The following is a 13,347-nucleotide window of genomic DNA, read 5'->3' on the forward strand; positions in this document are numbered from 1 at the left end:
ACACCTTATATCGACATCTATAAATTTGCAAGTTAAATAATTAAACTTTTTGTTGTAATTCATCATAGAATACGCAAACCCTGCTAAATTAGAATATGAAAACAAAAATCCTCCTACTCGGTTCCGGAGAACTCGGAAAAGAATTTGTCATCGCTGCACAACGAATTGGCCAAACCGTCATTGCTGTTGATAGCTATGAAAATGCTCCCGCGATGCAAGTGGCTCACAGTTTTGAAATCATCAATATGTTAGACGGTGCCGAACTCGACCGAATTGTTGCCAAACACCAACCCGATTTCATCGTTCCCGAAATTGAAGCCATCAGAACCGAACGTTTTTATGGCTACGAAAAGCAAGGCATAACTGTGGTTCCATCAGCAAAAGCAGCAAATTTCACAATGAACCGAAAAGCCATTCGTGATTTGGCTGCGAAAGAATTAGGATTACGAACAGCAAATTATCGCTACGCAACTTCAGCAGAAGAATTAGAAAAAGCGGTTTCAGAAGTCGGAATTCCTTGTGTGGTTAAACCTTTAATGAGCTCCTCCGGAAAAGGTCAATCTACCATCAAATCAAACGAAGATATTTCAAAAGCTTGGAATTATGCTGTGGAAGGTTCTCGTGGTGATGTAGTAGAAGTAATCGTGGAAGCGTTTGTCAATTTTAATTCCGAAATCACTTTACTAACCGTGACTCAAAACAATAATTTACCCACATTATTTTGTGCTCCAATTGGCCACAGACAAGAACGTGGAGATTATCAAGAAAGTTGGCAACCGGCAAATGTTTCAGAAAAAGATATTTCGGAAGCTCAGGAAATGGCTAGAAAAGTGACAGAAGCCTTAGGTGGAGCAGGATTATTTGGCGTCGAATTTTTCTTGACGAATGAAGGTGTTTACTTCTCCGAATTATCACCCAGACCACACGACACCGGAATGGTTACTTTAGCCGGAACGCAAAATTTTAATGAGTTTGAATTGCATTTACGAGCTGTTTTGAGTTTACCCATTGCCGAAATTACGTTAGAAAAAGCTGGAGCAAGTGCGGTTATTTTAGCATCGGAAAATTCAAACAATCCAACATACTCAGGAATTGAACAAATTTCTGCTTTACCCAAAACCGATTTCAGAATTTTTGGCAAACCCACTTCACGACCGTACAGAAGAATGGGAGTTGCATTAGTCAATGATTCTTTAGACTCACCAATAGAGGAAATTATTGAAAGAGCAAAAGCAGCGGCTAAATTGGTGTCTGTTCATTCATAAATCAACATGAATTTTCAATCTAACATCCATTAAATATCTAACTTTCTAATCACTTTTGCAGGATTTCCAACCGCCAATGAATTATCGGGAATATCTTTTGTAACAACCGAACCGGCACCGATTGTACAACTATTCCCGATTGTAACACCCGGACAAATCACTGTATTTCCGCCTATCCAACAATCATTACCAATTGAAACTGGTTTTGAAAACTCAACCGTTCGTCGTTCAATAGGATTTAGCGGATGTGTTGCAGTGTAAACATGAACGTTTGGTCCAAAGAAAACATTGTTACCAATTGTTATTTTCATCGTGTCTAAAACGACACAGTTGACATTGAAATACACATTTTCTCCTGCATGAATATTGTAACCATAATCACAGTGAAATGGCGGTTCAACATAAAGCCTTTTATGAGCGTTTGGCATCAGTTGATGAAGAATATTTCTTGCATTTCCATTCATTACATATTCGGTCACATTTAATTTATGTAATAACTTTTTGGCTCGTAATCGTTCTGCAACTAAAACTTTATCATTTGCAAAATAAATTTGGCCAGCCAACATCTTATCTTTTTCGGTTTTCATTCTTTACATTTCAATCCTTCAAAGATACCAATTCTATAAAATTAAAATTGTATTTTTGGCTTAATGAAATCCATTCTTGAAAACATTTCTAAACACATTTCCTTAACTGTAGAAGAGGAGCAACTGTTTTTATCAAAAATAGAAGTTCAACACTTCAAAGCAAAAACCATTCTGCACAATGCCGGAGAAATTTGCAAACATTCTTATTTTGTCAATTCGGGACTACTAAGAAGTTTTAATATTAATGACAATATTGTGGAACATGTGCTTCATTTTGCTTGCGAAGGTTGGTGGATTGGCGATATGTACAGCTTACTTTCTCAAAAACCGGGCAATTTATTTATTGAAGTTTTAGAAGATTCGGAAGTGGTTTTATTGTCCAAAGAAAATCAAGAGCAATTGTATTTTGAAATTCCAAAACTGGAACGTTTTTTCAGAATTTTAACCGAAAACTCTTTGGTTGCTCATCAAGAACGATTGATGGATAATTTAAGTTTATCCGCCGAGGATCGTTTTGATAAATTCTGCAAAAAATACCCAACACTTATTCAAAAAGTACCTCAAAAACAGATTGCTTCTTATATCGGCGTAACTCCCGAGTTTTTTAGTAAGATGAAAAGTCGGATGTTGAGGAAGTAGTTGTCGGTTGTCTGTTATCCGTTGTCGGTTGTCAGAGAACAGATAACGGACAACGTTTCTTAATCTACATTAAGTGCAAAACCTTTGTTATGGTTGTAAATTTGTACTATAAATAACAACAAATCTTTTAGTTATGAAAAATACAGTTTTACACAAAGCCAATGAAAGAGGTCATGCTGATCATGGTTGGTTGAATGCTTACCACAGTTTTAGTTTTGCCAATTGGTATAATCCCGATAAAGTTCAGTTTGGTGTTTTGAGAGTTTTGAATGACGATACTGTTGCCAGTGGAATGGGTTTTGGAATGCATCCACACGATAATATGGAAATTATAACTATTCCGTTGGAAGGTGATTTGGCTCATAAAGACAGTATGGGAAATTCAGAAACCATAAAATTTGGTGATGTTCAAGTGATGAGTGCAGGAACCGGAGTCAGACATAGTGAATTTAACCCGAATGCTGATAAGAGAACAAAATTGTTGCAGATCTGGTTGTTTCCGAATAAACGAAATGTGGAGCCAAGATACCAACAAATTACGTTGGACGTAAACGACAGACAAAACAAATTACAACAAATTTTGTCCCCCAATCCAAATGATGCTGGTGTGTGGATTCACCAAGATGCGTGGTTTCATTTAGGTAAATTTGAAAAAGGTTTGACAGAAAGTTACACTATAAAAAGAGAAGGAAATGGCGTTTATGCGTTTGTGATTTCCGGAAGCGTAACAATTAACGGTCAGACATTAGAAACCCGTGATGCATTAGGCGTTTGGGATACTGAAAAGTTAGAAATTACTTCTACTTCGGATGCAGAAATTTTGTTGATGGATATTCCGATGGAATAAACTATCTATTTAGTTTTTTTTTAAAAATCCCAACATAAACTAAAGTTATGTTGGGATTTTTACTATTATTTTAGCTTTAGATTCAGATTATCAAAACTAGTGACATCAATTACTTGCTCGTTATCAACATCAAATGAAACCTTTACGCTATCTCCCACAATACTTACCGGAATTTCACTAGAAATTTGTGAAGATCCTACAAAAATATTTGGATAATCTTTTATAGTAAAATAATAAAAACTATTTCCGTTTTTTACATCACTTTGAATGCGACTAATTACAGATGAAATTGATTTTTTGGCATCTACATTCGATGGATTTATTTTATTTCCTGCCATGTTGTAAACACTTTTAAAAGAGGTTAAAGTTTCACGCATCGAATTTCCAACACCCACAATTGTATAATCATTAATGGCTACCATAGCATACATTTTTACTAAACCACCATCATCTTTTAACGTCATTACATACGTTGGAATTCCGTTGATATTGTAAGGAATTGGTAAAGAAGCTTTATAGCCTTTTTCTTGAACTTTCCCCTCAGCAGAACTTTGAGCTGCGAATTCAGTTGCACCACTTTGTTTATAGAATGTGGTTTCTTTGGTTCTTGTATCAACCAATACAAAACCTACAGCACTTTCATCGCTACCAACCGAAGTTAAACCTGTATACCAATATGATTTATTATTATGACCATAAACCAAAGTCAAACCCTCAGTAATTTGTAATTTATCTGTATTGGAGAAATTCCAATAACCATTAACCAATTCACCCCAATCGTTCAATTGGTTTTCAACAAACTCAGCGGGTTGAATTCTGTCTACCCAAGTTGGAGAATCACTAATTGAATAGTGTTTGATTTCACCATTTTGTGCATCAACAACTAATATTCCATTCGTGTTTTCACCGGAAAAACCAATTTTTTTATCATAGGTAGCAATAACCCAAAAAGGATTTCCTTGTTCATCAACTTCAAATGTAAAATCGGCTAAACCGGTTGTGGCATAACCCCTAAAATAGATATGTCTGTGAATTTCGCTAAAAAAATAAGCATTAGATTGGTATTTGATTTTTATTGGTTTCCCGTTTACAGTTTGAACTAGTTTTACATCTCGTTCATTTGTAGCAGAAACCATAACGTAGCCTGGTGTACCTTCTTTGTTATTAAACCATTTAAAAAAACCGGAATGTAACAAGGGTGCTATCCAATATAATTCATTGTTTACTTTTTGTATGGAAAACTTTCCTAATTCTATTTGACTTCCTAAAGCAGGTTGTGAACCAATTATTTTTTCGCCTAACAAATAAGCTAATTCCTGATCAACTACTCGAATTTTATCCATTGAAATTGGAGCAATATGTTCCGAGATTTTATCTCCGTTTTCAACCTTTCCAATCATTTTTTGATATCTGGAAGCATACAGGATTGTAGCTGTTGTAAAAAATGGAATTATTAATAGATAAGCTATTGCAATTCCCATTAGAAATAATAAAAACTTATTCGGTCTTGATTTAACAATAAATTTCTTTCCGGAACTATCAATACCAATACCTAAAGAGATGAAAAAGTAAATTAAAACCAACACTAAAACGATAACTCCAATTCCATAAAACCCAAATAATAGCACCGGTAAATTTAAATAAAACAACAAAAATCCAAGAATAAACAAAAACACAATTAGTAAAGATTTTTTCATAATTATATTATTTTATACGATAAGTCGAAAAATAGTTAAAAAGTTACAATTAAACTTATATAATTTAGTAAGATAATGCGTTTAAAATTAGTAGTTTTGTTTAAATTAATTTATACAATCATTTATACTAAAATAATGAAAGCATACGTTTTTCCTGGGCAGGGAGCTCAGTTTACCGGTATGGGTAAAGATTTATATGAAAACTCGGCATTGGCGAAAGAATTGTTTGAAAAAGCCAATGATATTTTGGGTTTTAGAATTACAGACATTATGTTTGAAGGTTCGGCTGAGGAATTGAAAGAGACTAAGGTTACACAACCGGCCGTATTTTTGCACTCAGTAATTTTGGCTAAGACCTTAACCGATTTTGCACCGGATATGGTGGCTGGACATTCGTTGGGCGAGTTTTCGGCGTTAGTTGCCAATGGAGCTTTGTCATTTGAAGATGGCTTGAAACTGGTTTCGAAACGTGCGTTGGCAATGCAAAAAGCATGTGAAATCACCCCTTCTACAATGGCTGCGGTTTTGAATTTAGAAGATAAAATTGTGGAAGATATTTGTGCTTCGATTGATGGCGTTGTGGTTGCGGCCAATTACAACTGTCCAGGACAGTTAGTGATTTCGGGCGAATACAAAGCGGTGGAATTGGCTTGTGAAAAAATGAAAGAAGCAGGTGCAAAACGTGCGTTAATTTTACCAGTTGGCGGAGCTTTTCACTCACCAATGATGGAACCGGCGAGAGAAGAGTTGGCGGCTGCGATTGAAGCAACGACTTTTTCTACACCAATTTGCCCAGTGTATCAAAATGTAACAGCGAGTGCGGTTTCGGATGCAGAAGAAATAAAAAAGAATTTGATTATTCAATTGACAGCTCCTGTGCGATGGACTCAATCAGTTCAACAGATGATTGCCGATGGTGCAACAAGTTTTACGGAAGTTGGACCCGGGAAAGTGTTGGTTGGATTGGTGAATAAAATTAACAAAGAAGTGGAAACTATTTCAGCTTAATGAAAGTTTGGCATTTGATTTGCTAATAATGGATTTATTAACTTTTAAAACATAAACAAAAATGAAAAAAACACTTTTAGGATTAGTATTGATGGGATCATTATTCGTTGTTTCTTGTAAAGAAAAAACAACTGAAGAAAAAGTAGAAGATGCTGTTGAATCTGTTGGAAACGATATTGAAAATACAGCAGATGAAACCGGAGATGCACTTGAAAATGCAGCTGACAAAACTGGCGAAGCTCTTGAAAATGCAGCTGACAAAACAGAAGCTGCAGTTGAAAACGCTGCAGAAGAAACAGAAGAAGCGTTACAAAAAGGTAAAGAAAAACTGAAAAACGCAGCAGAATAGTTTTAAAAAAATCCTCACTGAAAAAGGTGAGGATTTTTATTTTATTACAATGGCTATTGTTGAATTATTGCTTAAAACTTAACTTCTAATTTTCTGTTCCCATTTCCAAGCACTCGCCAAACTTTCTTCTAACGTGGATTGTGCTTTCCAACCTAAAACATTATTTGCTTTGTCGGTATTAGCATAAGCCGATGTTATATCACCTTCTCTCCTACCCACAATTTTATAAGGCAATTTTTTACCGGAAACTTTTTCAAAAGCAGTAATTACTTCCAAAACAGAACTTCCTGTTCCTGTTCCTAAATTGAACGTTTCTATTTTTGATACATTTTTCTTTTCGATTAATCGTTGTAAAGCAACTACGTGAGCTTTTGCCAAATCGACAACGTGAATATAATCGCGAACGGCGGTTCCGTCCGGTGTTGGATAATCATCTCCGTAAACAGATAATTCTTGTCGTAATCCAATTCCGGTTTGCGTAATAAAAGGAACCAAGTTTTGCGGCACACCAATTGGTAATTCGCCAATTTCTGCCGTTGGATGAGCTCCAATCGGATTAAAATAGCGTAAAAGAATTGAATTGATATTTGAAACTTTTACTACATCAGAAATAATTTCTTCGCCAATTTGTTTTGTATTTCCATAAGGAGACATCGCTGGTTGAACCGATGCATCTTCTGTTATCGGCATCTTTTCGGCTTGACCATAAACCGTACAAGACGAACTGAAAATAAAATGTGCTTCTTGCTTTTGTTGTAATTCTTGTAAGATATAAACTAACGCATTGATGTTATTTTCATAATACAACAACGGGTTTTCAACGCTTTCGCCAACAGCTTTGGAAGCAGCAAAATGAATTACACCCGAAACATCATTATGTTTTTTGAAAAAATTTTGAACCGAAGTTTTATCTCTTAAATCCATTTGTTCAAAAAGAGGTTTCTTTCCGGTAATGTTGGTAATTCGATCTAAAACTTCAATGGAAGAATTAGACAAATTATCGATAATAACAGGTTCAAAACCTACATTTTGCAATTCTACAACAGTGTGAGAACCAATGAATCCAAGGCCTCCGGTTACAAGTACTTTCATTTTTTTATATGATTAGTTGAAAAATTCTAAAACAGAATCGGTTATAAATTTAATTTGTTCGTCATCTAATTCAGTGTGCATTGGCAGCGATATCACTTCTTTCACCAATTGATTCGTAACCGGAAAATCTTCTTCTTTATAACGAACATCAGCATATGCTTTTTGCGAGTGCAACGGAATCGGGTAATAAATCGCACACGGAATTCCTTTGCTTTGCAAGTGATCCATCAAAGCATTTCTATCAGCATCAATAATTCGTAAAGTATATTGATGAAAAACGTGACAATCACACACATCACAAATAGTTGGTGCAACAATATTTTTATGTCCTTCAAATGCCTTTGAATAACTTCTTGCAGTATTTTGACGAGCGGCATTATAACTGTCTAACAACGGTAATTTTGCATTTAAAACCGCTGCTTGAATACTATCTAAACGTGAATTTACACCCACCACATCGTGATGATAACGAACATACATTCCATGATTTACGATTCCTCGAATGGTGTGAGCCAACGCATCATCATTCGTAAAAATCGCTCCACCATCACCATAACATCCTAAATTTTTTGAAGGGAAAAAGGAAGTTGCACCTACATGACCAATTGTTCCCGCTTTCTTTTTTGTTCCATCAGAAAAACGACAATTAGCTCCAATGGCTTGTGCATTATCTTCGATAACATATAAATTATGTTCGTTGGCAATTTGCATAATCGCTTCCATATTAGCGGCTCTTCCAAATAAATGAACAGGAACAATAGCTTTAGTTTTTGGCGTAATTGCTTTTCTGATTCCTTCTAGCGAAATATTCATATTCACCATGTCCACATCTACCAAAACAGGCGTTAATTGCAACAAAGCAATTACTTCTACAGTAGCCGCAAAAGTGAAATCGGCTGTAATTACTTCATCTCCGGGCTTTAAATCCAATCCCATCATAGCAATTTGAAGAGCATCAGTTCCATTTGCACAAGGAATCACGTGCTTTACATCTAAATAATCTTCTAAGCTTTTTTGAAATTCATGAACTTTCGGTCCGTTGATATAGGTTGTGGTTTCTAAAACTTCTTGAATTGAAGCATCAACTGTAGTCTTAATTTTATCGTATTGACTTTTTAAGTCAACCATTTGAAGTTTACGCATTACTTTTTATTTAATTTTAAAGTGCAAGATGTTTTCATTTTGAATGAGTTCACCTTAATAATATAACAAAAGTAATTATTTAGGAAGTTATAACAATGAAAATTCTTTAAAGTGATGTATTTTAGCGACACAATTTAAGCTATATGTATTTTTTATATAATTTATTGGTTCATTTTGTCGGATTTTTACTGAAAATCGTTGCTCTTTTCAATCCGAAAATGAAACTTTTTATCGATGGAAGAAAAAATGTTTTTGAACAAATAAAACAAAAAATTTCTTCGAATGATAAAACGATTTGGTTTCACGCGGCTTCTTTAGGCGAGTTTGAACAGGGAATTCCCGTAATGGAAAAAATCAAAATCAAATTTCCCAACTATAAAATTATTGTGACATTTTTTTCTCCTTCGGGTTTTGAAGTCAGAAAAAATAATTCAATTGCCGATTTGACTATTTATCTTCCGTTGGATACCAAACAGAACGCCAAACAGTTTTTAGATTTAACTCAGCCGGAAATGGTGTTTTTTATCAAATATGAATATTGGCCAAATTACCTCAACGAACTCAAAAAAAGACAAATAAAAACCTATTTAATTTCAGGAATTCTTAGACAAAATCAAGTTTTTTTTAAATGGTTTGGCGGATTTTACAGAAAATGTCTAACTTCTTTTGATTTCTTTTTTGTACAAAATGAATCATCCAAAAAACTCCTTCAGTTGCTCGGATTTCAAAATGTAAAAATTTCAGGCGATACTCGTTTTGATCGCGTTGTTTCTATTTTAGAAAGAGATAATTCATTAGATTTTATCGAAGAATTCAAAAACGATACAACTACAATTGTCATTGGAAGTTCGTGGCCAAAAGATGAAGAATTATTGGTGAATTTCATTAATAATTCAGCTGAAAATGTGAAATTTATCATTGCTCCCCATAATATTAAATCGGAACAAATTTCGGAATTGCAAAAATCGATTACAAAAAAAACAATTTTATTTTCGGATTATTCGGATTCCTTACAGACGTTGCATGCAACGTCTCTACAGGAATATAATGTATTCATCATCAACACCATCGGCATCTTAACCAAAATTTACAACTACGCCGACATTGCCTACGTTGGTGGTGGCTTCGGAAATCCCGGTGTGCACAACATTTTAGAACCCGCAACATTTGGCATTCCAATTGTGATCGGACCCAATTATTCTCATTTTGCAGAAGCGACCGCATTAGTAAATATGGAAGGTTGCGTTTCTATTTCCAATCAAAACGAATTGAATGAAACTTTCTCAACCTTACTTTCCAACGAAGACATTCGTCACGAAAAAGGTCATATTTGCAGCACTTTCGTGCAAATGAATAAAGGTGCTACAGAAGTTATTTTAAACCATTTAGATAATGACAACCTTTAAACCATTATCAGTTTTAGAGATTGATGAAATTCTTCAAATGATGGAAGAATTTTATACCATCGACAATTATCCTTTTGAAATCGAAACATCTAAAAAACTCTTTCATCAATTCATCGAAAATGAAAACCTCGGAAAAGCTTGGCTAATTTTGAATGAAAATGAAATCGTTGGATACGTGATTCTCACTTTCGTTTTTAGTTTTGAATACCAAGGAAAAATTGCTTTTTTAGACGAATTATACATCAAAAACACTGCTCAAGGAAAAGGTTTTGGCAAACAAACGCTCAATTTCATTCGTGAAGAAGCTCATAAATTATCGTTAAAAATCATCTATTTGGAGGTAGAACCGCACAATCATCCTGCTCAAAAATTGTATATTGCAAACGATTTCGAAGAACACAAACGAAAATTATTCAAACACACTGTAAAATAAGAACTTACTAAACAACTTATTATGAAATTTTTACGCTTACTCATCCTGTTTCTTTCCTTTTCTGCGTTTGCCCAACAAGGCGGTATGTGGATTCCGTCGCTTTTGGAAGGAATGAACGAAAAAGAAATGAAATCGCTTGGCATGAAAATGTCTGCCAAAGATATTTACGACGTGAACAAATCGAGTATGAAAGACGCTGTGCCGCATTTCAACAACGGTTGTACATCGGAAGTGATTTCGTCAAAAGGACTTTTATTAACCAATCACCACTGTGGTTACGGGGAAATTCAGTCGCATTCTACCGTTGAAAATGATTATTTAGAGAAAGGTTTTTGGGCAATGAGTTTAGACGAAGAACTTCCAAACGAAGGATTAGTCGTGACATTCATCGTCAAAATTGAAGATGTCACTTCAAAAGTATTGGAAAACACGCAATCCATTTCAAACGAAGCCGACAAACAGAAAAAAATTCAAGAAAACATTTCAGCTTTAACTACTTCTTTACCTAAAGAAAGTTGGCAAGAAAACCGAATCAGAACATTTTACGACGGAAATCAATACATCTGGTTTGTGGTTGAAACCTATAAAGATGTTCGTTTAGTAGGTGCTCCGCCATCATCCATCGGAAAATTTGGTTCCGATACTGATAACTGGGTTTGGCCTCGTCATACGGGAGATTTTTCGTTGTTCAGAATTTACGCCGACAAAAATAATCGTCCCGCAGAATATTCAAAAGACAATGTTCCGTATACTCCAAAACACTTTTTCCCAGTTTCTATTGACGGTGTAAAAGAAAATGATTTCACGATGGTTTTCGGTTATCCGGGAAGAACGCAAGAATATTTGCCGGCTGTTGCAGTAGAACAAATTGTAAACGAATTAAACCCCGCCAAAATCGAAATTCGTGATGCAGCTTTAAAAGTGCAAGACGGTTTTATGCGAAAAGACAAAGCAATCAAAATTCAATATGCTGCCAAATATGCATCGGTAGCCAATTATTGGAAAAAATGGATTGGCGAAACCAAAGGTTTAAAAAAATCCAATGCGGTTCAAATCAAAAAAGATTTCGAAAAAGATTTTATGAATAAAGTGGCGAAAGCCGGAAAACAAGCTGAATACGGTAATCTACTTTCAGAATTTGAGAAAAATTACACTGAAATCGCTCCGTATGCATTGAGCCGCGATTATTTTATGGAAGTCGTAATGCGTAACACCGAATTATTGAGTTTTGGTTATCGTTTGGTACAATTGGAAAATCTTCACAAAACCAGAGGCGAACAAGCGTTTATGGATAGAAAAGAAAATTTCATCACCGGATTTGCCGATTTATACAAAGATTTCAACGCTACTGTTGACGAAAAAGTAATGGAGCAATTAATTGAATTATACGCCACCAAATCGCCAAAACAATTTTTACCGGAAGCTTTATTAAACCAAGATTTAAAAGCCAAAACTTCTGAAATTTACAAAACGTCAAAATTAACTAACTACAACGGATTAAAAGAATTGTTAACCGGCGATGCCAAAACCGTTCTTGAAAAATTAAATAACGACAGCGGATTTGCTTTTGTGAAAATGCTTTCCGATGCTTACAATAAAAACGTAGTTCCAAAGTACGATGAAATCAACCTTAAAAATACCGCCTTACAACGCACGTATATGAAAGGAATTTTGGAATTAAGTCCAAAAGAAGCACGCATTTTTCCCGATGCTAACTCAACGTTGCGTGTAACCTACGGAAAAGTAAAAGGTTATGCACCAAGCGATGCGGTTTATTACAGTCCGGTGACGTACTTAGATGGTGTGATGGAAAAATACGTTCCGGGCGACTACGAATTTGATGTTTCACCAAAATTAATTGAACTCTACAACAACAAAGATTACGGACAATATGCTGAAAACGGAAAACTTCCTGTCAATTTCATCGGAACAAATCACACCACAGGAGGAAATTCAGGAAGTCCGGCAATTGACAAAAACGGAAACTTAATCGGTCTAAATTTCGACCGTGTTTGGGAAGGAACAATGAGCGATATTTATTATGATCCTGCAATTTGCAGAAATATAATGGTTGACATTCGCTACGTACTTTTCGTAATTGACAAGTATGCAGGAGCAAAACATTTGATAAATGAAATGAAAGTAGTGGGCAAAAAAGTCAAAAAGTAGACTATTTAGAAGAAAATAGCAATAAATCCCCCTCCTCAAAGGGGTTTGTTTTTTAAAAACACCCTAAAAACGGGGACTCAAACGTTTGAAAAACAAATAGTTTATTTTTTTTTAAAAATATTTCGTAAAATATTTTGTTGAACCAAAAAATTTATATCTTTGCTCCGAATTAATAATTAACCTTTTATAATTTAGTAAGATGAAAAAAGTAATTTTAAGTTTAGTATTTGTTGCTGCTTTAACAGTAGTATCTTGTAAAGAAAAAGAAGCTGAAGTAGTTGAAGAAACTACTACAGAAGTAGTTGAAGAAGTTGCTGCTCCAGTTGAAGAGGCTGTTGAAGTAGTTGATTCTGCTGCTACAACTACTGAAGCTCCAGCTGAAACTCCAGCTCAGTAATTAGCAACAAGCTAACAAAAAAACTAATCCCGACTTGTTCGGGATTTTTTTTGCTCTAAAGTGAAGGAAATAGTAGTTTTTAATAAATTATTTCACAAAAACTTAAGAAATAAGGGCCACCTTTAAACCTGAAACTTTTAACTTCAAACAAAAAATTTGGGCGTGCCCCTCCGCAAGCTCCGGGTCGGGCTTTCCGCTACAAGTCCTCGTTCGTCGTGCCTCCTCTCTGTGGGCTTTTCGCTGCTATCCCTCACCTTTACTTTGCAAAGTGTTTTAATTTAGAATTTCAAAAGGAGTTAATTAGAAAAAGTTTAA

The 13,347-nt window shown here is 35.0% G+C and carries 13 protein-coding genes; 9 read left to right on the forward strand and 4 right to left on the reverse strand.

What is annotated here, in order from left to right; genetic code table 11:
* Positions 1-95: 95 nt before the first annotated feature.
* Positions 96-1,265, forward strand: a complete 1,170-nt coding sequence (gene purT, locus AC23MC_RS16170; protein WP_487569369.1) for a formate-dependent phosphoribosylglycinamide formyltransferase — start codon at positions 96-98, stop codon at positions 1,263-1,265.
* Positions 1,266-1,294: 29 nt separating this feature from the next.
* Here purT and AC23MC_RS16175 read toward each other — a convergent pair whose 3' ends face one another.
* On the reverse strand, positions 1,295-1,852 hold the full coding sequence (locus tag AC23MC_RS16175) for a sugar O-acetyltransferase (protein ID WP_487569370.1): 558 nt from the start codon (positions 1,850-1,852) through the stop codon (positions 1,295-1,297).
* A 63-nt stretch (positions 1,853-1,915) separates the two neighbouring features.
* On the opposite strand from AC23MC_RS16175, the gene AC23MC_RS16180 reads away from it, so the two are divergent.
* A complete protein-coding gene (locus tag AC23MC_RS16180; protein ID WP_487569371.1) occupies positions 1,916-2,491 on the forward strand; it encodes a Crp/Fnr family transcriptional regulator in 576 nt (191 codons plus the stop codon).
* A 133-nt stretch (positions 2,492-2,624) separates the two neighbouring features.
* A complete protein-coding gene (locus AC23MC_RS16185) occupies positions 2,625-3,338 on the forward strand; it encodes a pirin family protein (protein ID WP_487569372.1) in 714 nt (237 codons plus the stop codon).
* 65 nt (positions 3,339-3,403) lie between these two features.
* Here AC23MC_RS16185 and AC23MC_RS16190 read toward each other — a convergent pair whose 3' ends face one another.
* On the reverse strand, positions 3,404-5,035 hold the full coding sequence (locus tag AC23MC_RS16190) for a hypothetical protein (RefSeq protein ID WP_487569373.1): 1,632 nt from the start codon (positions 5,033-5,035) through the stop codon (positions 3,404-3,406).
* 135 nt (positions 5,036-5,170) lie between these two features.
* Between AC23MC_RS16190 and fabD the strand changes: the two genes are divergently transcribed.
* Both fabD and AC23MC_RS16200 read left to right on the forward strand, forming a co-directional pair.
* Entirely contained in the window at positions 5,171-6,043 is an 873-nt protein-coding gene (fabD, locus tag AC23MC_RS16195) for an ACP S-malonyltransferase (protein ID WP_487569374.1), read from the forward strand.
* Between the two features lie 61 nt (positions 6,044-6,104).
* Positions 6,105-6,392 carry a hypothetical protein gene (locus AC23MC_RS16200; protein WP_487569375.1) on the forward strand — a complete coding sequence of 96 codons (288 nt, stop codon included), beginning with the start codon at positions 6,105-6,107 and terminating at the stop codon, positions 6,390-6,392.
* A gap of 78 nt (positions 6,393-6,470) precedes the next feature.
* On the opposite strand, the gene galE is transcribed toward AC23MC_RS16200, so the two are convergent.
* Both galE and AC23MC_RS16210 read right to left on the reverse strand, forming a co-directional pair.
* Positions 6,471-7,484 (reverse strand): UDP-glucose 4-epimerase GalE, encoded by a 1,014-nt coding sequence (gene galE, locus AC23MC_RS16205; protein ID WP_487569376.1) that lies wholly within the window; start codon positions 7,482-7,484, stop codon positions 6,471-6,473.
* Positions 7,485-7,496: 12 nt separating this feature from the next.
* Positions 7,497-8,627 carry a DegT/DnrJ/EryC1/StrS family aminotransferase gene (locus AC23MC_RS16210; protein WP_487569377.1) on the reverse strand — a complete coding sequence of 377 codons (1,131 nt, stop codon included), beginning with the start codon at positions 8,625-8,627 and terminating at the stop codon, positions 7,497-7,499.
* A gap of 143 nt (positions 8,628-8,770) precedes the next feature.
* Between AC23MC_RS16210 and AC23MC_RS16215 the strand changes: the two genes are divergently transcribed.
* From AC23MC_RS16215 to AC23MC_RS16230, 4 genes are all read left to right on the forward strand, one after another.
* Positions 8,771-10,033: a 3-deoxy-D-manno-octulosonic acid transferase gene (locus AC23MC_RS16215; protein ID WP_487569378.1), complete on the forward strand. Its 1,263-nt coding sequence runs from the start codon at positions 8,771-8,773 to the stop codon at positions 10,031-10,033.
* Positions 10,020-10,466: a GNAT family N-acetyltransferase gene (locus tag AC23MC_RS16220; protein WP_487569379.1), complete on the forward strand. Its 447-nt coding sequence runs from the start codon at positions 10,020-10,022 to the stop codon at positions 10,464-10,466. Before AC23MC_RS16215 ends, AC23MC_RS16220 begins: the two co-directional genes overlap by 14 nt.
* 21 nt (positions 10,467-10,487) lie before the next feature.
* On the forward strand, positions 10,488-12,635 hold the full coding sequence (locus AC23MC_RS16225; RefSeq protein WP_487569380.1) for a S46 family peptidase: 2,148 nt from the start codon (positions 10,488-10,490) through the stop codon (positions 12,633-12,635).
* A 199-nt stretch (positions 12,636-12,834) separates the two neighbouring features.
* Positions 12,835-13,032 carry a hypothetical protein gene (locus tag AC23MC_RS16230; protein WP_487569381.1) on the forward strand — a complete coding sequence of 66 codons (198 nt, stop codon included), beginning with the start codon at positions 12,835-12,837 and terminating at the stop codon, positions 13,030-13,032.
* Positions 13,033-13,347: the final 315 nt, after the last annotated feature.

It is taken from the genome of Flavobacterium sp. T50_26, from assembly GCF_057652995.1.

Bases quoted from the DNA above. Each gene is read 5' to 3' on its own strand.
- AC23MC_RS16215 (WP_487569378.1), top strand. From the start codon at position 8,771: ATGTATTTTTTATATAATTTATTGGTTCATTTTGTCGGATTTTTACTG.
- fabD (WP_487569374.1), top strand. From the start codon at position 5,171: ATGAAAGCATACGTTTTTCCTGGGCAGGGAGCTCAGTTTACCGGTATG.
- AC23MC_RS16225 (WP_487569380.1), top strand. From the start codon at position 10,488: ATGAAATTTTTACGCTTACTCATCCTGTTTCTTTCCTTTTCTGCGTTT.
- AC23MC_RS16175 (WP_487569370.1), bottom strand. From the start codon at position 1,852: ATGAAAACCGAAAAAGATAAGATGTTGGCTGGCCAAATTTATTTTGCA.
- AC23MC_RS16230 (WP_487569381.1), top strand. From the start codon at position 12,835: ATGAAAAAAGTAATTTTAAGTTTAGTATTTGTTGCTGCTTTAACAGTA.
- AC23MC_RS16200 (WP_487569375.1), top strand. From the start codon at position 6,105: ATGAAAAAAACACTTTTAGGATTAGTATTGATGGGATCATTATTCGTT.
- AC23MC_RS16210 (WP_487569377.1), bottom strand. From the start codon at position 8,627: ATGCGTAAACTTCAAATGGTTGACTTAAAAAGTCAATACGATAAAATT.
- AC23MC_RS16190 (WP_487569373.1), bottom strand. From the start codon at position 5,035: ATGAAAAAATCTTTACTAATTGTGTTTTTGTTTATTCTTGGATTTTTG.
- AC23MC_RS16180 (WP_487569371.1), top strand. From the start codon at position 1,916: ATGAAATCCATTCTTGAAAACATTTCTAAACACATTTCCTTAACTGTA.
- galE (WP_487569376.1), bottom strand. From the start codon at position 7,484: ATGAAAGTACTTGTAACCGGAGGCCTTGGATTCATTGGTTCTCACACT.
- AC23MC_RS16185 (WP_487569372.1), top strand. From the start codon at position 2,625: ATGAAAAATACAGTTTTACACAAAGCCAATGAAAGAGGTCATGCTGAT.
- purT (WP_487569369.1), top strand. From the start codon at position 96: ATGAAAACAAAAATCCTCCTACTCGGTTCCGGAGAACTCGGAAAAGAA.
- AC23MC_RS16220 (WP_487569379.1), top strand. From the start codon at position 10,020: ATGACAACCTTTAAACCATTATCAGTTTTAGAGATTGATGAAATTCTT.